We start from the raw sequence: 19,710 nt of genomic DNA, 5'->3' as shown, positions 1-19,710 counted from the left end.
GTGTTCCCCCGTCCGCGTACCTGTCCGCCGCCTCCGCACCAAGGAATCACCCCATGCCTCAGACGTTCCACCGCCTCCCGCACCGAGCCCGTCCGGTGGCGGGGGACCGCAGGGCACGGGGAAGGCGGCGGGGTCCGGGGCTCGCGGCCCTCGCCACGGCCACGGCTCTCCTGCTGGCCGGGTGCGGCTTCGAGGACAGCGCGAGGAAGACGGCGACCGAGGACGTCTCCGTCACGGGGCCCGTGACGGCCGTCGAGATCCTCGGCAACCGCGGAGGGGCCATCGAGATCACGGCCGGCACGGGCCCCGGCGTCACCGTCCACCGCACCCTCCACTACGGAGGCCCCACGAAACCCACGCCCACCCACGAGCTCTCGGCGGGCGTGCTGACCTTCCACAGCGGCTGCGGCAACAACTGCTTCGTCGACTACGAGCTGACCGTGCCCGCCGCCGCCCACGCCAGACTCGGCACCAGCAGCGGCCCGGTCACGGTGCACGGCCTGGCCGGCGCGGACATCGGCACCAGCTCCGGCGAGGTGACCGTCGCCGCCCTGACCGGACCGCTCGCCGTGCGGACCCACTCCGGCCGGATCACCGGGAGCGAACTGTCCGGCACCACGGCCACCGTGACCGCCTCCTCGGGCCCGGTGCACCTGTCCTTCGCCCGGCGCCCCGCCTCGGTGGCCGCCCGCACCACCTCCGGGGACGTCGAACTGACCGTGCCCCACGGCACGTACCACGTCGAGACCGGCACCAGCTCCGGCAGCAGCGACGTGGAGGTGCGCAAGGAGGAGTCCGCGGACGCGAAGCTCTCCGTCCGCACCAGCTCGGGCAACGTGAAGATCGACGAGAACTGACGGCCCGGCAGGCGCCGCGTGCTGCGGACGCCCTACGTACGCGACGCCCGCAGCGCCTGCCCCTTCCTGCGCCACGCCACGATCACCGCCGCGAGCCCCGTGATCGCGATGAACGCCGTGGCGGCGAGGAACGCCGGTGACGTCGGCGAGGAGGCGTGGCTGCCCGCGACCACGTACGCGGCCGTGTTCGGCAGGCTGCCGAGCCCGGTCGCCAGCAGGAACGGCGCCCAGCCCATCCGGGAGACCGACGCGCAGTAGTTGGCGGCCGCGAACGGGACGCCGGGGAACAGGCGGATCGCCATCATCGACCGGAAGCCGTGCCGGCTCAGCTGCCGGTCCGCCGCCGTCAGCCAGCGGCCGCGCAGCAGCGGCCGCAGCGCGTCCTGCCCCAGCAGCCGCCCCAGCCCGAAGGAGAGCCCCGACCCCAGCACCGTGCCCACCACGGCGGCCGCCGTGCCGAGGGGACCGCCGAAGAGCGCGCCCGCCGCGAGGTTGAGGATCGGGCGCGGCACGAACGACGCCGTGCACAGCCCGTACGCGCCGGCGAACAGCGCCACGGCCGCGCCGCCGGACATGTGCGGCGGCCAGCCGTCGGCGAGCAGCCGCTCCGGCCGGAACGCCAGCACGGCCGCCGCGGCACCGGCGAGCAGCGCGACGAGCAGCCCCAGCCGGAACCAAGGGGACAGCGGCGCGCGGGCGCGGCGCCCTGCGGGACCGGGGGCGGGCGCGGCGGATTCGAGCATCGCTGGAGCCTAACCGACGCGCCCGTAAAGCCGCTGTGATCCCGGTGAGACGGTGCGGAACGCGCACATTCGGTCGTCCCCTGTTCGCCCGCCGGACACCGCGCCCGCCGCGTACCGGGCGTGTCGCCGAGCGGCCGCGCGAAGCGCCAACGCCCTTGCGAGGGAAAACCATTCGACGCCCCGCACCCCGTGCGCGAGCATCGACAGCGTGTGCCGGCCTGCCCACCCTCTGCCGACGCCCGCCACCGCGGGCGCGCCGGGGGCTGCCGCCGACCCCCGCCGGGCCATGGGCCCGCACCACCACGGCCACAGGCGACGCTGACTCTTCCCGGATCGCTCCACGGACCCCGAAGGGAAGGGTCGGCCCGGCCCCCGGGGTCCGCGCGAAGGCACCGCACCACAGCACCCGGGGAAAGGAACCATGCCCAAGCAGGCATACGTGCGCACCAAGCCGCACCTGAACATCGCGACCATGGGACACACCGGCCATGGCAAGACCACGCTCACCGCCGCCATCACCCAGCTCCTCGGCACCCGCCCGGCCCCCGGCCGCCCCGGTGCCGCGCCCGTCCCCCACGTCGCCTTCGAGACCGGCACCCGCCACTACGCCCACGCCGACCTGCCCGGCGGCGCCGACCGCGTCAAGCACCTGATCGCCGCGACGGCCGGGCTCGACGGGGCGATCCTCGTCGTCTCCGCGCTCGACGGCATCGGGGCGCGGACCGCCGAGCACCTCCTGCTCGCCCGCCAGTCCGGCGTACGGCACCTGGTCGTCGCCCTCAGCAAGGCGGACGCCGGGGGGCCGGAGCTCACCGAACTCGTCGAGCTGGACACCCGCGCGCTCCTCACCGCGCACGGCTACGACGGGGCCCGCACCCCCCTCGTCCGCGTCTCCGCGCTGCGCGCCCTGGACGGCGATCCCCGCTGGACGGGCACGATCGAGGCGCTGCTCGACGCCGTCGACACCTATCTGCCCACACCGGAGCGCCGCACGGACGGGCCCCTCCTGCTCCCCGTGGAGCGGGTGTTCACCCTCACCGGGCGGGGCACCGCCGTCGCCGGGGCGATCGAGCGCGGCACCGTCCGCCCCGGAGCGGCCGTCGAGGTCGTCGGGCGGCCCGGCGGACCCCGCCGCACCGAGGTCACCGGCCTGGAGACCTTCGGCGAACCCATGGCGGGCGCGCGGACCGGGGACAGCGTCGCGCTGCTCCTGCGCGGGGTGGAGCGCCATGAGGTGCACCGCGGCGATGTCGTCGCCGCGCCCGGAAGCGCCCTGACCGGGCGCCGCTTCCGGGCCCGCGTGCGCCTGCTGCCGGCGGCGGAGGGCGGCCGCTCCCGGCCGCTCGCCACCGGCTGCCGGGCGCAACTCCACTTCCGTACGGCCGACGTACCCTGCACGGTCGACCTCGGGCCGCACGGGCCCGCGCTCCCCGGCCGCCCGCTCACCCTCACGGTCACCCTGGACCGCGCCGCACCCCTCGAACGGGGCGTTCCGCTGACCCTTCGCGAAGCCGGCCGCACGATCGGCGTGGGGGAGGTGGTGTGACCGGGGCCGTTCGGTCCGGAACCGGCCCTCCGGCGCCGCACAATGGGGGAGTGGACGAACCCATACCCGTGACCCAGGACGTCGACTGCGGCACCGCCAAGCTGCTGCCCGACATCGACAGCCCGAGAGCCTGGCTGCTCACCGTCGACGGCGCCCCGCAGTCGTACGTGGACCTGGACGACCCGACGCACCTCGAATTCGAGTACGCCCAGCGCGTCGCCCACGTCCTGGACTCCGCCGCGGAGCCCGGCCGCGCGCTGGACGTGCTGCACCTCGGCGGCGGAGCGCTCACCCTGCCCCGCTATGTCGCGGCCACCCGGCCCGGCTCCCGGCAGCGCGTCGTCGAGGCCGACCGCGGCCTCCTCGCCCTGGTCGCCGAACACCTCCCGCTGCGGGCGGACTCCGGCATCGACGTACGCGCCGGCGACGCCCGTACGGAACTGGAGGCGGCGGCCGACGCCTCCGCCGACGTGATCGTCGCCGACGTCTTCGGCGGCTCGCGGGTGCCGGCCCACCTCACCTCGGTGGAGTTCGCGCGCTCGGCCGCCCGGGTGCTGCGCCGCGACGGCCGCTACGCCGCCAACCTCGCCGACGGTGCCCCCTTCGCCTTCCTCCGCTCCCAAGTGGCGACCTTCGGCGCGGTCTTCGCGCACCTGTGCCTGATCGTGGAGCCCTCGGTGCTGCGGGGGAGGCGCTTCGGCAACGCCGTGCTCGTGGCCTCGCACGGCGAGCTCCCGGTGGCGGCCCTCGTGCGCCGGGCCGCCGCCGACGCCTTCCCGGCGCGGGTGGCGCACGGGGAGGAGCTGGCGCGGTTCGCGGCCGGGGCGGCCGTCGTGACCGACGCGGACGCGGTGCGGTCGCCGGAGCCGCCGGGCGGCGCGTTCAGCGTGGGCTGAGCGCGCCGCTTTCGGGCGTGGCTCAGGAGCTCTTGAGCGGGCGCAGCGAGGTCATGATCTTCTTGATGGTGTCGTCGGGCAGCTCGTCGTCGACACCCTTGTCCGCGTAGAGCACCCACGTCGCCAGGTCGCCGTTGGTGTCCTTGTAGGTCACCGTGAAGGACTTGCCGTCGGAGGAGCACTTGTCGGTCTTCTTCACCCCGGTCACCGTGGCGGAGGCCGCGTAGCCGGTGATGCCGTGGTCGCTCTTGAAGGGCTTGGCGTCGGTGCTGTCGAGCTTGCCCGTCTGCTTCTGGTCGTAGCCCGCGATCAGCCAGTTCTCGGCCTCGATCTTGGCGGCGCTCTCCTCGCTCTTGGCGCCCTGCGCGCCCTTGGAGCCGGCGGCGGCCTTCTGCGAGCTCTTCCCGCACGACCCCTGCTTGTAGTAGGCGGGGGAGCTCATGGTGATCAGGGGCTTGCCCTTGTCGTCCGCGAAGCCGACGGACATGCCGGGGCTGTCGACGGACCACTCGGCGGGGACGTCGAAGGCGAGGTGCCGCTTGCTGCTGGAGACCACCTTCCAGCCGTCGATCACCGGCTTGACCTCGGTGCCACCGCCGCGCGGATTGTCCAGGGGCGCGTCCGAGGACGGCGCGGGCGAGGAGGGCGCGGCGGCGGAGGACGCCGGCGAGGGGTCGTTCTTCGCCTCGGTCTTCTTGTCGTCGCCCTTCATGACGACGACGCCCGTGATCACGGCGGCGGCGACCACGGCCACCGCCGCGGTGATCGCGATGATCGTGGTGCGCTTGCTCTTGTCCCGCGGCGGCTTCGGACCGCCGGGGCCGGCCGGACCGGTCCACTGCGGCACGGTCTGCGCGGGCTGCCCCATGGCCGGACCGGGCGGGCCGGGCGGCGGGGGCGGCCCGGCCGGACCGGGCTGCTGGTAGGGATTCGGCTGCCCGGGGCCGGGCTGCTGCGCGTACCCCGGCTGCTGGTACGGGTTGGGCTGCGTCGGGTACCCCGGCTGCTGGTACGGATTCTGGTCCTGCGGGTTCTGCTCGCCCCCGGGCGGCTGCTGTCCTGGCCACATGGCCGATAACCATAGAGGCATACCGCGGCTCGGCTGACGGGAGCCCCTTCCCGCCATTCCTACTGACTGGTAACTTCTGCGGTATGTCTGAGACCCAGCCCTCGATCGGCGACATGCTCCTGGCCACGGTGCCCATGGCCCGTACGCTCAACCTCGTCTTCGAGGAGACCACCCCGAAGCGCGCCGTCGTCCGCCTGCCCGACCAGCCCGACTACCACAACCACGTAGGCGGCCCGCACGCCGGCGCGATGTTCACCCTCGCCGAGTCCGCGAGCGGCGCCATCGTCATCGCCGCCTTCGGCGACCAGCTCTCCCGCGCCGTGCCGCTGGCCGTGCGCGCCGAGATCGGTTACAAGAAGCTGGCCAAGGGCCCCGTCACCGCCACCGCCGAGCTGGGCCGCCCGGCGGCCGAGGTCGTCGCGCAGCTGGACGCGGGCGAGCGCCCGGAGTTCCCCGTCCACATCGCCATCACCCGCGAGGACGGCGCGGTGACGGGCGAGATGACCGTGGTGTGGACGCTGCGTCCCCACGACGCGTAGCGACGGCCGCGCGCGCCCGTCCTCCCAGGTCGGCAGGGCCTGTGGTCGAACACATAGGCCATCGGTGGCAACCCGCGGGCCGCTGGGCGAGTCCTTCCCTCCAGTAGGCTTCGCGGCGTGCGCCCGTACGGCGTACGCCGGGTAAGGGTCGTCAACCGGGGAGGAACCGGCGTTGCACATCCAGGAGTGGCTCGAGACAGTACCGGCGGTCGCCGTCTATCTGATGGTGGGCGGGGTCATCGGGCTGGAGAGCCTGGGCATCCCGCTTCCCGGTGAGATCGTCCTCGTCAGCGCCACGCTGATGGCCGCCACGCAGGACCACATCAATCCGTACGTCCTGGGTGTCTGCGCCGTCGCGGGCGCGATCGTCGGTGACTCCATCGGCTATCTGATCGGCCGCAAGGGCGGCCAGCCGCTGCTGGACTGGCTCGGCCGGAAGTTCCCCAAGCACTTCGGGCCGAAGCATGTGGCCACCGCCGAGCGCTCGTTCAAGAAGTGGGGCATGTGGGCGGTCTTCGTCGGCCGCTTCATCGCCCTGCTGCGGATCTTCGCCGGTCCGCTGGCGGGCGTGCTGAAGATGCCGTACTGGAAGTTCCTCATCGCCAACGTCCTCGGCGGCATCGCCTGGGCCGGTGGCACCGTCGCGGTGATCTACACCGTCGGCAAGGTCGCCGAGAAGTGGCTCAAGCAGTTCTCCTACCTCGGCCTGGTGGCCGCGGTGCTCTTCGGCCTGGGCTCGTTCGTCGTCATGCGGATCAAGGCCAAGAAGGCGGAGAAGGCCGAGGCCGCCGAGGCGGCCGCCGAGACCGAGGCCGTCGCCACGGTCGACTGACCGCGACCGTCCGCGCCCCGGGCCCCCTCCTCCACGGCGAGGCGGGGGCCCGGGGCTTTTCACGGGTAGGGGGAAGATCACAGCTCACCACCTCTGCCGGGACGGATCCGGCTGAGTACGGTGAGCGGGTGCCGAAGAACCGGAACACGTTCTCATTCGACGCCCCCGAGGCTCTCCGGGCCTGGGGGCGTCGTGCCGCGTCCCGCGCGGTCCACCGCGGCTGGCGGTGGGTCCAGCGGGCCGGCGCGGTGACCGCCGAGCACCCCGGCCCGTACCGCTTCGCCCGGATCGGGCCCGCCACCCGGCTGGCGTTCCCCCTGGGCACGGTGTTCGGCGAGCAGTGGATCGAGCTGGGGGACCACTGCATCATCGGCGAACAGGTCACCCTGACGGCGGGCATGATGCCCGGCCTCGACCTCGGCCCCGAACCCGTGCTGAGCCTGGGCAACGGCGTGGTCCTCGGCCGGGGCAGCCATGTGGTCGCCTCCGCGCGGGTGACCTTCGGCGACGACGTGTTCTGCGGTCCGTACGTCTACGTCACCAGCGACAACCACTCCTACGACGACCCCGCTCAGCCCATAGGCAGGCAGTGGCCGCGCAGCGCGCCCGTCTCGATCGGGCCGGGCAGCTGGCTGGGGACGGGGGCGGTGATCCTGCCGGGCGCGCGGCTCGGGCGGAACGTCGTCGTCGCGGCCGGGGCCGTGGTCCGTGGCGAGGTCCCCGACCACTGCGTGGTGGCCGGCGCCCCGGCCAAGGTCGTACGCCGCTGGGACCCCGGGACCGGCTGGGTGCCGCCGCTGCGGACGCCGGCGCCCGTGCCGATCCCCGACGGGGTGACCCCGGAGCAACTGCTGTCGCTGGAGGACGCGGAGCCGGACCCCAGGACGCCCGACGGCCGGGTGGTGTGAGGCGGCGTCAGCCGCCACCGCGGCCGGCCCCGAGCTGTGGATCAAGGAGATCGAACAGGCCCTCGGCCGTGTACCGGCCAGGGGTCTACTCTTCCGGTTGGACTGGCCCTGGGGGTCGGCCGCATAGTCGATGCGTGGGTGATGTGGACGGGGTGGCCCGTTGCCTGGAGGCGGCGGCGGGAGAACGTTTCGTACGGGACGAACTGGCCGCGCTGGTCTCGCGGGCCATCGCCCCCTGGGTCGCGCACGACGGGCTGCGCCTGTTCGGGATGAACCCGGTCACCGGCGCCGTCTCGTTCGGCTTCCTGCACGATTTCAGCCCTGACCTCATGCAGGCGCAGTTGTTGGAGTCCTATCTGGGCGAGGACCCGTTCAGCCCCGCCGAGATCGCACGGCAACCCGTATCGGTGGGCCTGTTCGACGGAAGCGATGTCTCCACTCCGGGGCGCCGTCGTGTGCTGAGCACTCTAGCCGCGTACGGAGCCGGGTGCGAGGCGCGGTTGCTGCTGCGCAACGGCCAGGGGCTGTGGGGCGTGCTGGCCTTGATTCGCGAGACGGGCGGCAGACCCTTCGACCAGGATGACGCCGATCGGCTGGCCCGGATCTCCCCGCAGCTGATCGCTCTCCTGCGCGGGTACGCCGCCGCGGGGCCGCCTCCGAGCGGCGCGTATCTCCCGGCGGGGGTCGTCATCGTCGGCTCCGACCACCAGGTGCGTTCCGTCACTCCCGAAGCGCGCGCGTGGATGCGGGAGATCAGCCCGGCACGCGGCCTGGCACCGGAGTGGATGCCTCACGTGTCGATGCTGGAGATCTCCCTGGCCGCCCGGCGCCACCTCATCGACCCGGGCGCACCACGTCCGGTCGCGTGCAGTCCCACGGCGTTCCTCGGACGGCGGGTCGCCGTTCACGCCCAGCCCCTCGACGCATATGGCAAGGGCGATGTCGCCGTGGTCTTCCAGGAAGCCACCGGAGCCCTGCTCCTGTCCACATTCGCGGCCTGGCACGGCCTGACGGCCCGCGAGACGCTGGTCCTCGAGCATCTGTATTCCGGAGCGGCTCCCAAACGGATCGCCCGCAGCCTCGAGGTTTCCTTGCACACCGTCAACACCCATGTGAAAGCGGTGTTCCGGAAGGCCGGTGTCAGCGGTCGCGACGAGTTGCTCGCCGCCCTCGACTCCTGATCGCCGGGGGGCGACGCGCGGCTTCGGGCCAGGGCCGGTGCCTCTGGTATCCCCAAGTTTGGGGATACCAGGGCGTCATCGACCGGGGACATAGTCGTGGTGACCGAGTACCGAGCAGTCAACGGGAGAGGGCCGATCATGGCACGCACGATGCGCAAGAAGACAGTCGGCGCAGCGATGGTATTGGGACTGATGGTGTCCGGCATCGGAGTGGGGGCGGCGCAGGCCGCCGGAACGGCCCACGGGGTGAAGGCGGTTCAGGAGCAGACCAGAGCCGAGGCGACACTGACGTCGGTCGAGGTGACCTTCTACACCACCTATGACAACAAGGACCATGACACGAAGGTCTTCACGTCGGTGACGGACAACACCAACAAGACCATAGGGACCCTCGGAGAGCACTTCGGAGACGACGAGTTCTCGGACGGGGACGTCGACGGCCCGTACGCCTTGAGCCTGACGGAGCCCGCCACGTGGTCGTCCATGCGCGACGGACGGCTGCGCATCAGGATCGAGCCCAACGGCCATGACACCTGGAAACTCAATGTCCGGTCGACGCTGTTCTTCTCCGACGGCACCCGGCGCCACGCCGACCAGGACAATCTGGCTCCGAGTCAGCGCAACCGCCAGGTCGACGTCCCCATCGCCTGACCGTTACCGGTATGACCCATGGTGGAGCGGGCCCTCCTGCGGAGCGATGGTGTAAGTGGGAGCGCCTGCCCGCTGGTTCGTGGTCGGTGGGGGCGTGGCGCCGGCTTCCGGCCGGCTCCGGGGTTGCCACCGAGGTTCCGGGCGTCGGCTGTCCGGCGCCCTGAGCCGCCCCAGGGGGAACGGTCCGCCTGGCCGACCCGGCCGGCGGACCTCGGCCGGCCGGGGCCGCCGGGGCCTCGGCTCCTCTTCCGGTACCGCCCGCCGACGCTCGATGTGTCACGGAACGGCTTCCGGACTTCCAGAAGCGCATCGAGGCCGCCCTAGCTGGAGCTGCCGTAGGCGCCCCGGCCGAGATCGGTGGGAAGTGCTGCTCGCCATTGCCGAGCTGTCGAGGGACCGTACGTCAGCCCGCCGCCAGCAGGACGGTGCCGACCAGGGCGAGGCCCGCGCCTGTGGCCTGGACGGAGCGGAGGCGTTCGCTGAGGACGCCGCGTGCGGCGAGCGCGGTGACGACGGGGTAGAGCGAGGCGAGCACGGCGGCGACGGTCACGGGGCCGCTGTTGGCGGCGAGGTTGTAGGTGCCGTTGGCCGCGACGTCGGCGAGGCCGACGAAGGCGAGTGCGGGCAGCGCGGCCCGGATGGCGGCCCGGCCGCCGTCCTCGGGCAGGGCCCGGCCGCCGCGCCGTACGGACACCCACAGCGCGGTCCCGCCGACCAGCACGTTGCATACGCGCTGGACGAAGAGGGCGAGGAACAGCCCGGTCAGGGTGGTCGACGCCTCCGCGATCAGGGCCATGACCGCGCCGAAGCCGAAGGCGGCGCAAAGGGTGTGTATCAGTGTCTGGCGCTGGACGGGCGTGCCGCCGCGGGCGGGTCCGCTGGCGAGGACGACTCCGGCGACGGCGATCAGGATCCCGGTGAACTGGAGGAGGCCGGGGCGTTCTCCGACGGCGATGCCGACGCCGACGGGGACGGCGACTCCGCCGAGTGCGCCGAGGGGTGCGACGACGCCCATGGGGCCGAGGGCGAGGGCGCGGTAGAAGGAGAGCATGGCGGCGGGGCCGATGAGGCCGGCGGCGGCCGCGAACCACAGCCGGGGTCCGGCCTCGGTCCAGGCGCCGGTGGTGAGGACGACCGTGCCGAGTACGCCGACGGCCAGCAGCTGGGAGATCAGCACGACGGTGAGGGCGGGGATGCGGCGGGTGAGCAGCCCGCCGCCGAAGTCGGCCAGCCCCCACAGGAGGCTGGTGGTCAGGGCGAAGACCGCTGTCATCGGAGAAACCTCGCAGTACAGTGTGCTGAACGGTGCGGTACAGCGCACCGTAGTTCAGTTTGTTCGACCATGCCACCCAAAATCTTGTACCGAAGAGCCTGAGGGAAGACTGAAGACCGTGACGGACCTCGATCAGCTCACGCAGTCGCTCGCCCGCAACCTCAAGCGCTGGCGCGGCGAGCGGAACTTCACCCTCGACGCCCTGGCGGCCCGCTCCGGCGTCAGTCGCGGCATGATCATCCAGATCGAGCAGGCCCGCACCAATCCCAGTGTCGGGACGACCGTGAAGCTCGCCGACGCGCTCGGTGTCAGCATCACCACTCTCCTGGACCAGGAGCGGGGCGCGACCGTCCGGCTCGTGCCCGGGGCGGAGGCGGTGCGCATGTGGTCGACGGAGGCTGGCAGCCACACCACCCTGCTCGTCGGCGCGCAGGGCCGGGGGCCGCTGGAGCTGTGGGACTGGCGCATCGCCCCCGGTGACAGCAATGTCTCCGACCCGCACCCGCCCGGCACGGTCGAGCTGCTCACGGTGACGTCCGGCGTCCTCACGCTCGTGGTGGCCGGCGAGGAGTACGCCGTGCCCGCCGGAACGTCCGCGACCTTCGACGGCGGCGCCCCGCACATCTACCGCAACGACGGTCCGGAAGACGTCGCGATGACGATGGCCGTGGCCGTCGCCCCCGCCCCCTGACGCTCCCGCGGGGGCTTGGGTAAAACCTCTGCCACGACGTCGCGCCCGCGTATCCGGCGCAGCGGACCCGGTCGTACCGCGAAGCCGCAGTTCAGACTCGGCATCGCCGTGCCGGGCCCCTCTGTGCGGGCGGCCGCGCGCCGGGGGGAGTCGCGCGGGGGAGGTTGACGGGGACGCGCCATGGGCGGACGATTTATATAGGTGCTCGATACAACAGACGTGCGGGGGTCGCCGAGCCGGTGCCGCGCATCCGTCGCGCCCGCTCACGCTTCCCGGCGGCCCCGGCCCGGATCAGGAGGGCATGGCATGTGTGGCATCACCGGCTGGATTTCCTTCGACCGTGATCTGCGCTCCGCGCAGCAGACCGTGGACGCGATGACGGAGACGATGTCCTGCCGCGGCCCCGACGACAGCGGCACCTGGGTCAAGGGGCCCGCGGCACTCGGCCACCGCCGTCTCGCGATCATCGACCTGGCCGGCGGCCGGCAGCCGATGACCGCGCGGCGCGCCGACGGCAGCGAGGTCGTCCTCGTCTACTCCGGCGAGGCGTACAACTACACCGAACTGCGCGCGGAGTTGATGTCCCGCGGCCACCGCTTCCGCACCGGCTCGGACACCGAGGTCGTCCTGCGCGGCTACCTCGAATGGGGCGAGGCCGTCGCCGGACACCTCAATGGAATGGTCGCGTTCGCGATCTGGGACGAGCAGCGCGAGCGGCTCGTCATGGTCCGCGACCGCATGGGCATCAAGCCGTTCTACTACTACCCCACCGCCGACGGCGTGCTGTTCGGCTCCGAGCCCAAGGCGATCCTCGCCAACCCCGCCGCCGAGCGGAACGTCGGCCTCGAAGGGCTCCGCGAGCTCTTCTCGTTCATCAAGACCCCCGGCCACGCCGTCTGGGAGGGCATGCACGAGGTCGAGCCCGGCACCGTCGTCACCGTCGACCGCAACGGCCTGCGCAGCCACGTCTACTGGGCGCTGCGCACCCGCCCGCACACGGACGACAAGGACGCCTCCATCGCGCACGTCCGCGCGCTGCTCGACGACATCGTCCGCCGTCAGCTCGTCGCCGACGTCCCGCGCTGCACCCTGCTCTCCGGCGGCCTCGACTCCTCGGCCATGACCGCGCTGGCGGCCCGCCGGCTCGGCGAGGCGGGCGAGACGGTGCGCAGCTTCGCCGTCGACTTCGTCGGCCGGACCGAGAACTTCGTGGCCGACGAGCTGCGCGCCACCCCCGACACGCCCTTCGTGCACGACGTGGCCCGTCTCGCCGGCACCGAGCACCAGGACATCGTCCTGGACTCGACCGCGCTCGCCGATCCCGAGGTGCGCTCCAAGGTGATCCGGGCGCGGGACATCCCCGTGGGCTTCGGGGACATGGACTCCTCCCTCTATCTCCTCTTCAAGGAGATCCGCGAGCACTCGACCGTCGCCCTGTCCGGTGAGTCGGCCGACGAGGTCTTCGGCGGCTATCGGCAGTTCTTCGACGAGGAGGCCCGCCGGGCCGACACCTTCCCCTGGCTCGTCCACCACGCGCGGGACTTCGGTGACGACGACGGCATCCTGACCCCGGGGCTGACCGAGGCCCTCGACCTGGACTCCTACGTCCAGGACGGCTACAACGCCGCGGTCAAGGACATCGAACGCCTCGACGGCGAGAGCGACTTCGAGTTCCGCATGCGCAAGATCTGCTACCTGCACCTCACGCGCTTCGTGCGGATCCTCCTCGACCGCAAGGACCGCGCGAGCATGGCCGTCGGGCTGGAGGTGCGCGTGCCCTTCTGCGACCACCGGCTCGTGGAGTACGTCTACAACACGCCGTGGTCCCTGAAGTCCTTCGACGGACGCGAGAAGAGCCTGCTGCGGGAGGCCACCGCCGACGTCCTGCCGCGGTCGGTCTACGACCGCGTCAAGAGCCCGTACCCCTCCACCCAGGACCCCCAGTACGCCGTCGCCCTCCAGGGCCAGGCCAAGGACCTGCTCTCCCGGCCCTCGCACGCCGTCTTCGGCATCATCGACCGCGACTGGCTGCGCCGGGCGGCGCACGACGACGCGCCCCAGATCACCCAGGCGTCCCGGCACGGCCTGGAGCGCACACTGGACCTGGCTCTGTGGTTGGACATGTACTCGCCCTCTATCATGCTCCCCTGATCAGAACCGTACGGGGCGGTGGGCAAAGCGATGACGATCGGCGACGACGACGCACTGCACCTGGTGATCTCCCTGCACCGGCTCACCCGGAGCCTGCGCAGGGCCTCCGCCGCGGGCAGCGTCCAGCCCACCCACATCGCCATCCTGGTGCTGCTGGCCAAGGGCCCGGCCCGCATCGGCGAGATCGCCGCCTGGGTGCCCTGCTCCCAGCCCACCGCCACCTCCGCCGTCCTGGCCATGGAGGCGTCGGGCCTGATCCGCCGCGCGCCCGACCCGACCGACGGCCGCGCCTGCCGGGTCACGCTCACCGAACGCGGCGCCGCCGCCCTGGCCGGCCTCGCGCGCGGCGAGGCCGAGGTGCTCTCCAGGCGCCTCGCCTCGCTGCGCCCCGACGAGATCCGGCAACTCGTCGACGTGGGGCCCCTGCTGCGGCGGCTCGCGGAAGCCACCGACTGAGGGCCCCGCCCGCGGTCAGCCCAGGCGGGGGATCTCGATCGCCGGGCAGCGGTCCATCACCATCGAAAGCCCGGCCGCGCGCGTCCGTTCGTACGCCTCCTCGTCCACGACGCCCAGCTGGAACCACACCGCCTTCGCGCCGATCGCGACCGCCTCGTCGGCGACCGCGCCCGCGAGGTCGCTGTTGACGAAGACGTCCACCACGTCGACGGGGAAGGGGATCTCCGCGAGCGTCGCGTACCCCTTCTCCCCGTGCACCGTCTCCGCTCTGGGGTGGACGGGCACGACGCGCTTGCCGTACCGCTGCAACACCTGGGCGACGCCGTAGGCCGCCCGGCTCTCGTTGGACGACAGACCGACGACCGCCCACGTGTCGCCGGTCTCCTCGATGATCCTGCGGATGCTCCCCGCCTCTGCGTACATGCCCGCTCAACGAGCCTGCCCGCCGGACCATTCCCGGAGTGCGCATAGGGTGGCGGGATGCAGGACCAGTACCGGACAGTGGCGCGCGCAGGCGTCCACGAGATCGAGATCAACAAGTCGCGCTTCCTCTGCGCGCTCGCGCCCGCCGCGACCGAGGAGGAGGCCCAGGCTTTCATCGCGCGCGTCCGCAAGGAGCACCCCACCGCCCGCCACCACTGTTTCGCGTACGTCCTCGGCGCCGACGGCTCCGTCCAGAAGGCCAGCGACGACGGGGAGCCGGGCGGCACCGCGGGCGTCCCCATGCTCCAGATGCTGGTGCGCCGCGAGGTGCGGTACGTGGTCGCCGTCGTCACCCGTTACTTCGGCGGTGTGAAGCTCGGCGCGGGCGGGCTCATCCGGGCCTACGGCGGTGCCGTCGGCGAGGCGCTCGACGTCCTCGGCACGGTGACCCGCCGGCGGTTCCGGCTGGCCACCGTCACCGTCGACCACCAGCGGGCCGGGAAGCTGGAGAACGACCTGCGGGCCACCGGACGGGCCGTGCGCGAGGTGGACTACGGCGCGGACGTCCGCATCGAGGTCGGCCTGCCCGAGGCCGAGATCGAGGGGTTCCGCGCCTGGCTGGCCGACACCACCGCGGGCACGGCGGGCCTGGAGCTCGGCGGCGAGGCGTACGGGGACGCCTGAACCGCCGGGCCCGCCCGGCCCGCCGGGTCAGATGTAGTCCTCCAGCCGGGCCAGCGCGTAGCCCTGCTCGGTCGCCTCGCGCAGCACCGTGCGCAGCATGTCCGGCATGGTGGCGTTCCACGCCTGCGGGCCGTTGAAGTGCGTGAGGATGATGTCGCCGGGGTGGAAGCGCGGGTCGTCCTCGCGGTAGTCGATCCGGTCCGGGAACGCCTCCTCGTTCCACAGCGGCGCGGCACGCGCCCCGCACTCCTCGGCGACGGCGAGGGTGCCCGCGTCGAAGTCGCCGAAGGGCGGCCGGAACAGCCACGGGCGGACACCGATCTCGTTCTGCAGGATGTCCTGCTGGCCGCAGACCTCCGCGCGCTGCTCGTCCTCGGAGATCGTGATCATCTGCGGGTGGTGCAGGGTGTGGTTCTGGATCGACGCGCCCTGCGCGTGCAGGTCGCGGAAGTAGCCGTAGTCGTCGGCGGCCGACTCGTCGGTGAGGAACGCGGTGACCGGGATGTCCAGGTCCCGCAGCATCTGCAGGAACGCGTGGTCCTTCGCCGCGCCGTCGTCGATCGTCAGGAAGACGACCTTCTCCTCGGTCGGCACGCTCGCGAAGACGGGGATCAGACCGGGGCCCTGGTCCGCCCAGTCGGGCGTGGTCAGCTGGGGTTTGACCTTGGGCGGGGGCGGCGCCACGAGCGGCGGCCGGTCCAGCCCCCACTTCCTGGCGGCCGACATCCGCTCTTCGCGCGTCTGCTGCACCTGGGCCACGCCGGCCTGCGCGTGTCCGTCGTCCTGGTGGGTCTCCAGGGGCGCGGTCCCCCAGGTGGCGCAGGCGCTGCCGCCGGCGAGGAGCAGAAAGGCGGTCAGCAGATGGGTGACGGGGCGGCGGGCCGCCCCGGGGGGAGTGCGTACGGAGCGTATGAGTCGCATAGTCCGGATCCTGGCAGCGGGGTCCGGCGGGCGCGCGCCCGGTTACGCCCATCGGGTCCGCGCGCGGCGCGCGGGAGTGACGGTCCGTCGCCCGGGCCGTGCCACCGAAGGTCCCGTGGGCGCGGACCGAACCATCGGGCGGGCCGACCACAGGGTTAGTGGGACGGAGCCGCTCCGCGTTGACCGGCGCTCCGGCGCTTATCTAATCTTCACTCAGGACAAGTTGCCAGGTCCTTTCGGGGGAGCCGCCCTTCCGGGCGAGCCAAGGGGGCCTGATCTCGCGTGCACGCCGGGTCTCATCGGCGATTCGGCGCGCCTCGCATGGCGTGAAGGGATCTCAGTCTCTTGATGATTTCCACTCCTGTGCTCGTGGACCCCCCACCGAACGCCTCGTCGGCGGGGGCCGCGGACCTCCGGCCGCCGTCCGGCCACCCGGGCGCGGCGCACCCCTTCGTCCGCTTCAGCGAGGTGGAGGCGCGCGTCATCGAGGGCATCGCCGCGGGGGAGGCGACCGTCCCCCTCGCCTCCCGCCTCCACCTGAGCAGACAGGACGTCGAGCACCACGTGACGCGCCTGCTCCGGAAGCTGGACGTCCGCAGCCGGGCCGCGCTCGTCTCGCGCGCCTACTCCCTCGGGGTCCTCGAGGCGGGCACCTGGCCGCCGCGGGCCGTGGCGGACCTCGTCGGCTGAGCGGCCGGGCCGCGCCGGCCGGTCCGGATACGCGCGCTGCCGTACGGGGGACGGCAGCGCGCGTACGGCTCTCAGGACGGGACGGGCGGCTGCGTGTGGCACGCCTCGATCAGGGCCCGCAGCTCGGCGCGGGGCGGGTCGGGGCGCACCGCGAGGAAGGCCGGCATCGAGGGGGCGGGGCCGCGCAGCGGGCGGAAGACCACGCCCGGCACGGCCAGTTGGCGCGCGTAGGGCGCGTAGAGGACCGTCCACGACGGCTTGCCGTAGCCGATCGTGGCCAGCGTGTCCTGGTCGGTGGTGTACTCCGGGCCGAGGACCGGTTCGAACCCGGCCTCCCGGCACGAGCTCATGACCAGCGCGTACAGCGTGGGGTTCCTGGCCTCGGCGGCCAGCCGCAGCGGCAGCCCGGCCAGGAGCGCCATGTCGATCGTGCCGCGCACGGCGAGGTCGTGGCGGGCGGGCAGCGCGACCATGAGGTCGTCCTCCCACAGGGAGAGCAACTCCAGCTCCGGTACGGCCCGTTCGCCCCGCAGCAGCGTCGCGTCCAGCTCGCCGGAACGCACCCGCTTGAGCCGGTCGTCGGTGGCGGCCGTGACCAGTTCGAGCTGGGCGTGCGGGGCGAGCCGGGCGAACTCGGCGAGTATCCCCTCCAGCCGCGTGCCGAGCCCGGCGCTGGTGCCCAGCCGGAGCGTGGTGTTCCGCTCGGACCGCAGCTCGTCGATCGCCTCCCGCGCCCGGTCCCGCGCGGCCAGCACCTCCCGGGCGTGCGGCAGCAGCCGCCGGCCCGCCTCGGTCAGCCCGACGGCGCGGGTGGTGCGGTCGAACAGCTCCACCCCGAGCTCCCGCTCCAGCCTGCGCACCTGCTGGCTGACCGCCGACTGCACGATGTGCAGCCGCTCCGCCGCCCGCCCGAAGTGCAACTCCTCCGCCACGGTCAGGAAGTACCGCAACTGCCGGATCTCCATGCCCACCCCATTGATCTGAATCCGCGATGAGTGTAGGCGCGCTTCGGATCTTGGCCGACGGCGGTGCCCGCGATGAGAGTGGTGCGCACCGAGCCGTACACGGCGGCCGGCCCGCGAGCCGCCGGCCGCAGCGTGCCGACGGCACCCAGCCGTACACCGAGGATTCGAGGAACACCGATGCCCAGCACCACCCTGCCGATCAGCGGCGGCACGGCCACCGTCGCGTACGACATCACCGGGAGCGGCCCGGGGCTCGTGCTCGTGCACGGCACCGCGGCGACCCGCGAGCAGTGGGGGCCACTGACCGAGGCCGTCGCCGACCGGTTCACGGTGGTGGCCCCCGACCTCTCGGGATCGGGCGGCACCACCGACCACGGTGGGCCGGTCACCCTCGCCGATCTCGCCGAGGAGGTGCTCGCGGCGGCCGGCCACGCCGGGCTGGACTCCTTCCACCTGGCCGGTCACTCGCTCGGCGCGGCCGTCGCGACCCACATCGCGGGCACCCGGCCCGAGCGCGTCCGCTCCCTCGCGCTGCACGCGGGCTGGGTGCGCACGGACACCCGGATGGCGGCCGAGTTCCGCGCCTGGCTGGAGCTGCTGCGCGTGGACGCGGAACACGGGACGGCCCTGTTCGCGCGGGCGGTGCCGCTGATGGCCTTCGGCCCGCGCTACTGGGAGGGCGTCGACGCCCCGGCCCACGAGGAGCTGGTCCGCGCGCTCGACGGGATGATCGACGGCGCGGGCGCGGCCCGGCAGACCGAGACCGACCTCACCGTCGACCTGCGCCCCCTGCTCGGCCGGATCACCGCCCCGACGCTCGTGCTGGCCAGCGCGCACGACCGGCTGATCGGCGCCGAGCAGCAGCAGGCGCTGCTGGCGGGCATCGCGCGGGCCCGCTACGCCGAGATCGACGCCGGGCACGGCGCGCCCGGCGAGGACCCGGCCGGGTTCGCGGCGAAGCTGGCCGCCTATCTGGACGAGCGGCTCACGGCGGACCGGGAGCCGGTCGACGCTCCCTGAACCCCCGGGCTCAGACCTCCAGTTCCGCTTCTATGCGCCTGAGCTGGTGCCGGGCCATGGCGAGATTCGCCCGCTGCGCATCGAGGACGAGGTAGAGGAAGAGGCCGTTGCCGCCGCGCCCGGTGAGCAGTCTGATCAGGTGGTACTGCGTGCCGAGCGTGATGAGGATGTCCTCGATCCGGTCCTGGAGGCTGAGCATTTCCATGGCGCGCAGCTTGGCCCGTACGACATCGGTGTTCGCCGCCGCGGCGACATTGAGGTCGAGCGACTGGGACCCGCCCAGGGTGCCGAGCGCCATGCCGCTGCCGTAATCGACGAGGGCCACGCCGAGGGCCCCCTCGATCGAGCTCATCGCGTCCTTCAGTGCCATTTCGGTGTTCGCCATGACGGTTTTCGCTTTCGGTGTCGGTGATGGGTTTCGGTGCGGGGCTCGCTCGCTCAGACCTGCCGCCGGTGCGAGGCGTCCACCAGAGCGGCTATCCGGGGGCAGGCCCGGCGGGCCTCCAGATTCAGCCGGCCCACATTGGCGTCGGCGGCGGCCAGCAGCGTCAGCACGCTCGACGCCCCGGCGGCGTAGGTGGCCACATAGCCGAATTCGCCGCTGACCAGCAGCTCGCGGAAGCCTCCGTGGCCCACGGCGTCCGTGAGCCGGGCGCCCACGCCCAGGGCCGCGGCGGTCAGCGCGGCCATGCCGTCGGGCTCGGCGCCGGCGAGGAGATGCGCGATCACCAGCCCGTCCGTGCTCGCCACCATCGAACCGGTCAGATGGGGTACCCGGACCCGTAACTCCTGGAGCTCGGCGAGCACTTCGGGTGGTGCTGCGGTCATCGACTGCCTCCTTCCGGCGAACTGTCTCAAAGCGCGCCTCATCATGGGATCGGTCGAAACTGGCGGCTGCACGGCACGGTCACATTCCTCTCCAGCCCGTGGGCGATTACCAGTGGCGTGTCCGTTGCGACGGAAGGTAACCGATCGTGCGGGTGTGGCTCACGGTTTTGGCATTTGTCACCGGAAAATCCGGCCTCGGGCCGACCGGGGCCCGGCGGAGGCATTCCCCGACGTGCGGGCACGGGTGCGGCGGGAATGTGAAGCGGCCGGTGTGCGCCAAGGTGACCGAAAACGACGGCCGGAACCGCGGCCGGAGTTCCGCCACGGGCTCCGTACGGCCACGCTCCTCGCCGCTCTCCCGGCTCCAGGCGCGGACCCGCGGCCGG

21 protein-coding genes and 1 pseudogene are annotated in these 19,710 nt (G+C 72.8%); 14 read left to right on the top strand and 8 right to left on the bottom strand.

What is annotated here, in order from left to right:
• Positions 1-53 precede the first annotated feature (53 nt).
• Complete coding sequence (locus ACZ4A5_RS07890) at positions 54-857, top strand: DUF4097 family beta strand repeat-containing protein (RefSeq protein WP_467579617.1); 804 nt, start codon at positions 54-56, stop codon at positions 855-857.
• A gap of 32 nt (positions 858-889) precedes the next feature.
• Here the strand turns inward: ACZ4A5_RS07890 and ACZ4A5_RS07885 are convergent, their stop codons facing one another.
• The gene (locus ACZ4A5_RS07885; RefSeq protein WP_467579614.1) at positions 890-1,600 is read right to left on the bottom strand and encodes a TVP38/TMEM64 family protein; all 711 of its coding nucleotides are present in this window, start codon (positions 1,598-1,600) and stop codon (positions 890-892) included.
• A gap of 421 nt (positions 1,601-2,021) precedes the next feature.
• Between ACZ4A5_RS07885 and ACZ4A5_RS07880 the strand changes: the two genes are divergently transcribed.
• Positions 2,022-3,146 (top strand): GTP-binding protein, encoded by a 1,125-nt coding sequence (locus ACZ4A5_RS07880; protein ID WP_467579611.1) that lies wholly within the window; start codon positions 2,022-2,024, stop codon positions 3,144-3,146.
• A 50-nt stretch (positions 3,147-3,196) separates the two neighbouring features.
• The gene (locus ACZ4A5_RS07875; RefSeq protein ID WP_467579608.1) at positions 3,197-4,042 is read left to right on the top strand and encodes a spermidine synthase; all 846 of its coding nucleotides are present in this window, start codon (positions 3,197-3,199) and stop codon (positions 4,040-4,042) included.
• Between the two features lie 22 nt (positions 4,043-4,064).
• Here the strand turns inward: ACZ4A5_RS07875 and ACZ4A5_RS07870 are convergent, their stop codons facing one another.
• Positions 4,065-5,111, bottom strand: coding sequence for a DUF8017 domain-containing protein (locus tag ACZ4A5_RS07870; RefSeq protein WP_467579605.1), 1,047 nt, complete (start codon positions 5,109-5,111; stop codon positions 4,065-4,067).
• 83 nt (positions 5,112-5,194) lie between these two features.
• Here ACZ4A5_RS07870 and ACZ4A5_RS07865 point away from each other — a divergent pair, with 83 nt between their 5' ends.
• The 5 genes from ACZ4A5_RS07865 (at position 5,195) to ACZ4A5_RS07845 (ending at position 9,222) form a co-directional block, all read left to right on the top strand.
• Positions 5,195-5,650: a DUF4442 domain-containing protein gene (locus ACZ4A5_RS07865; protein ID WP_467579602.1), complete on the top strand. Its 456-nt coding sequence runs from the start codon at positions 5,195-5,197 to the stop codon at positions 5,648-5,650.
• A 172-nt stretch (positions 5,651-5,822) separates the two neighbouring features.
• Positions 5,823-6,482 (top strand): DedA family protein, encoded by a 660-nt coding sequence (locus tag ACZ4A5_RS07860; protein WP_398874162.1) that lies wholly within the window; start codon positions 5,823-5,825, stop codon positions 6,480-6,482.
• A 128-nt stretch (positions 6,483-6,610) separates the two neighbouring features.
• Positions 6,611-7,390, top strand: a complete 780-nt coding sequence (locus ACZ4A5_RS07855; protein WP_467579598.1) for an acyltransferase — start codon at positions 6,611-6,613, stop codon at positions 7,388-7,390.
• 134 nt (positions 7,391-7,524) lie between these two features.
• The gene (locus ACZ4A5_RS07850; RefSeq protein ID WP_467579595.1) at positions 7,525-8,571 is read left to right on the top strand and encodes a helix-turn-helix transcriptional regulator; all 1,047 of its coding nucleotides are present in this window, start codon (positions 7,525-7,527) and stop codon (positions 8,569-8,571) included.
• 138 nt (positions 8,572-8,709) lie between these two features.
• Positions 8,710-9,222 (top strand): hypothetical protein, encoded by a 513-nt coding sequence (locus ACZ4A5_RS07845; RefSeq protein WP_467579592.1) that lies wholly within the window; start codon positions 8,710-8,712, stop codon positions 9,220-9,222.
• 403 nt (positions 9,223-9,625) lie between these two features.
• On the opposite strand, the gene ACZ4A5_RS07840 is transcribed toward ACZ4A5_RS07845, so the two are convergent.
• A complete protein-coding gene (locus ACZ4A5_RS07840; protein ID WP_467579590.1) occupies positions 9,626-10,495 on the bottom strand; it encodes an EamA family transporter in 870 nt (289 codons plus the stop codon).
• Positions 10,496-10,613: 118 nt separating this feature from the next.
• Between ACZ4A5_RS07840 and ACZ4A5_RS07835 the strand changes: the two genes are divergently transcribed.
• The 3 genes from ACZ4A5_RS07835 (at position 10,614) to ACZ4A5_RS07825 (ending at position 13,793) form a co-directional block, all read left to right on the top strand.
• Positions 10,614-11,186, top strand: coding sequence for a helix-turn-helix domain-containing protein (locus tag ACZ4A5_RS07835; RefSeq protein WP_467579587.1), 573 nt, complete (start codon positions 10,614-10,616; stop codon positions 11,184-11,186).
• 306 nt (positions 11,187-11,492) lie between these two features.
• Entirely contained in the window at positions 11,493-13,337 is a 1,845-nt protein-coding gene (gene asnB, locus ACZ4A5_RS07830) for an asparagine synthase (glutamine-hydrolyzing) (RefSeq protein ID WP_467579584.1), read from the top strand.
• A gap of 30 nt (positions 13,338-13,367) precedes the next feature.
• Positions 13,368-13,793, top strand: a complete 426-nt coding sequence (locus tag ACZ4A5_RS07825) for a MarR family winged helix-turn-helix transcriptional regulator (protein WP_467579581.1) — start codon at positions 13,368-13,370, stop codon at positions 13,791-13,793.
• Positions 13,794-13,808: 15 nt separating this feature from the next.
• On the opposite strand, the gene ACZ4A5_RS07820 is transcribed toward ACZ4A5_RS07825, so the two are convergent.
• Positions 13,809-14,216 (bottom strand): CoA-binding protein, encoded by a 408-nt coding sequence (locus ACZ4A5_RS07820; protein ID WP_467579578.1) that lies wholly within the window; start codon positions 14,214-14,216, stop codon positions 13,809-13,811.
• A gap of 57 nt (positions 14,217-14,273) precedes the next feature.
• On the opposite strand from ACZ4A5_RS07820, the gene ACZ4A5_RS07815 reads away from it, so the two are divergent.
• Positions 14,274-14,900, top strand: a complete 627-nt coding sequence (locus ACZ4A5_RS07815; RefSeq protein ID WP_467579575.1) for a YigZ family protein — start codon at positions 14,274-14,276, stop codon at positions 14,898-14,900.
• A 27-nt stretch (positions 14,901-14,927) separates the two neighbouring features.
• Here ACZ4A5_RS07815 and ACZ4A5_RS07810 read toward each other — a convergent pair whose 3' ends face one another.
• Positions 14,928-15,821: a polysaccharide deacetylase family protein gene (locus ACZ4A5_RS07810; RefSeq protein WP_467579572.1), complete on the bottom strand. Its 894-nt coding sequence runs from the start codon at positions 15,819-15,821 to the stop codon at positions 14,928-14,930.
• A gap of 462 nt (positions 15,822-16,283) precedes the next feature.
• Here ACZ4A5_RS07810 and ACZ4A5_RS07805 point away from each other — a divergent pair.
• A pseudogene (locus ACZ4A5_RS07805) lies at positions 16,284-16,511 on the top strand (LuxR C-terminal-related transcriptional regulator); the annotation flags it as partial.
• Between the two features lie 71 nt (positions 16,512-16,582).
• Here the strand turns inward: ACZ4A5_RS07805 and ACZ4A5_RS07800 are convergent.
• Positions 16,583-17,476: a LysR family transcriptional regulator gene (locus tag ACZ4A5_RS07800; protein WP_467579569.1), complete on the bottom strand. Its 894-nt coding sequence runs from the start codon at positions 17,474-17,476 to the stop codon at positions 16,583-16,585.
• 177 nt (positions 17,477-17,653) lie between these two features.
• Here ACZ4A5_RS07800 and ACZ4A5_RS07795 point away from each other — a divergent pair, with 177 nt between their 5' ends.
• Positions 17,654-18,496 (top strand): alpha/beta fold hydrolase, encoded by an 843-nt coding sequence (locus tag ACZ4A5_RS07795; RefSeq protein WP_467579566.1) that lies wholly within the window; start codon positions 17,654-17,656, stop codon positions 18,494-18,496.
• A 10-nt stretch (positions 18,497-18,506) separates the two neighbouring features.
• Here ACZ4A5_RS07795 and ACZ4A5_RS07790 read toward each other — a convergent pair whose 3' ends face one another.
• Together ACZ4A5_RS07790 and ACZ4A5_RS07785 are read right to left on the bottom strand one after the other, a co-directional pair.
• On the bottom strand, positions 18,507-18,881 hold the full coding sequence (locus ACZ4A5_RS07790; RefSeq protein WP_467579563.1) for a hypothetical protein: 375 nt from the start codon (positions 18,879-18,881) through the stop codon (positions 18,507-18,509).
• 53 nt (positions 18,882-18,934) lie between these two features.
• Entirely contained in the window at positions 18,935-19,324 is a 390-nt protein-coding gene (locus ACZ4A5_RS07785; protein WP_467579560.1) for a roadblock/LC7 domain-containing protein, read from the bottom strand.
• Between the last annotated feature and the right edge of the window lie 386 nt (positions 19,325-19,710).

It is taken from the genome of Streptomyces sp. NPDC025618, from assembly GCF_055558795.1.
This window is presented reverse-complemented; position numbering and strand designations above follow the sequence as displayed.

Bases quoted from the DNA above. Each gene is read 5' to 3' on its own strand.
- ACZ4A5_RS07890 (WP_467579617.1), top strand. From the start codon at position 54: ATGCCTCAGACGTTCCACCGCCTCCCGCACCGAGCCCGTCCGGTGGCG.
- ACZ4A5_RS07885 (WP_467579614.1), bottom strand. From the start codon at position 1,600: ATGCTCGAATCCGCCGCGCCCGCCCCCGGTCCCGCAGGGCGCCGCGCC.
- ACZ4A5_RS07880 (WP_467579611.1), top strand. From the start codon at position 2,022: ATGCCCAAGCAGGCATACGTGCGCACCAAGCCGCACCTGAACATCGCG.
- ACZ4A5_RS07870 (WP_467579605.1), bottom strand. From the start codon at position 5,111: ATGTGGCCAGGACAGCAGCCGCCCGGGGGCGAGCAGAACCCGCAGGAC.
- ACZ4A5_RS07865 (WP_467579602.1), top strand. From the start codon at position 5,195: ATGTCTGAGACCCAGCCCTCGATCGGCGACATGCTCCTGGCCACGGTG.
- ACZ4A5_RS07845 (WP_467579592.1), top strand. From the start codon at position 8,710: ATGGCACGCACGATGCGCAAGAAGACAGTCGGCGCAGCGATGGTATTG.
- ACZ4A5_RS07840 (WP_467579590.1), bottom strand. From the start codon at position 10,495: ATGACAGCGGTCTTCGCCCTGACCACCAGCCTCCTGTGGGGGCTGGCC.
- asnB (WP_467579584.1), top strand. From the start codon at position 11,493: ATGTGTGGCATCACCGGCTGGATTTCCTTCGACCGTGATCTGCGCTCC.
- ACZ4A5_RS07825 (WP_467579581.1), top strand. From the start codon at position 13,368: ATGACGATCGGCGACGACGACGCACTGCACCTGGTGATCTCCCTGCAC.
- ACZ4A5_RS07820 (WP_467579578.1), bottom strand. From the start codon at position 14,216: ATGTACGCAGAGGCGGGGAGCATCCGCAGGATCATCGAGGAGACCGGC.
- ACZ4A5_RS07815 (WP_467579575.1), top strand. From the start codon at position 14,274: ATGCAGGACCAGTACCGGACAGTGGCGCGCGCAGGCGTCCACGAGATC.
- ACZ4A5_RS07810 (WP_467579572.1), bottom strand. From the start codon at position 15,821: ATGCGACTCATACGCTCCGTACGCACTCCCCCCGGGGCGGCCCGCCGC.
- ACZ4A5_RS07800 (WP_467579569.1), bottom strand. From the start codon at position 17,476: ATGGAGATCCGGCAGTTGCGGTACTTCCTGACCGTGGCGGAGGAGTTG.
- ACZ4A5_RS07795 (WP_467579566.1), top strand. From the start codon at position 17,654: ATGCCCAGCACCACCCTGCCGATCAGCGGCGGCACGGCCACCGTCGCG.
- ACZ4A5_RS07790 (WP_467579563.1), bottom strand. From the start codon at position 18,881: ATGGCGAACACCGAAATGGCACTGAAGGACGCGATGAGCTCGATCGAG.
- ACZ4A5_RS07785 (WP_467579560.1), bottom strand. From the start codon at position 19,324: ATGACCGCAGCACCACCCGAAGTGCTCGCCGAGCTCCAGGAGTTACGG.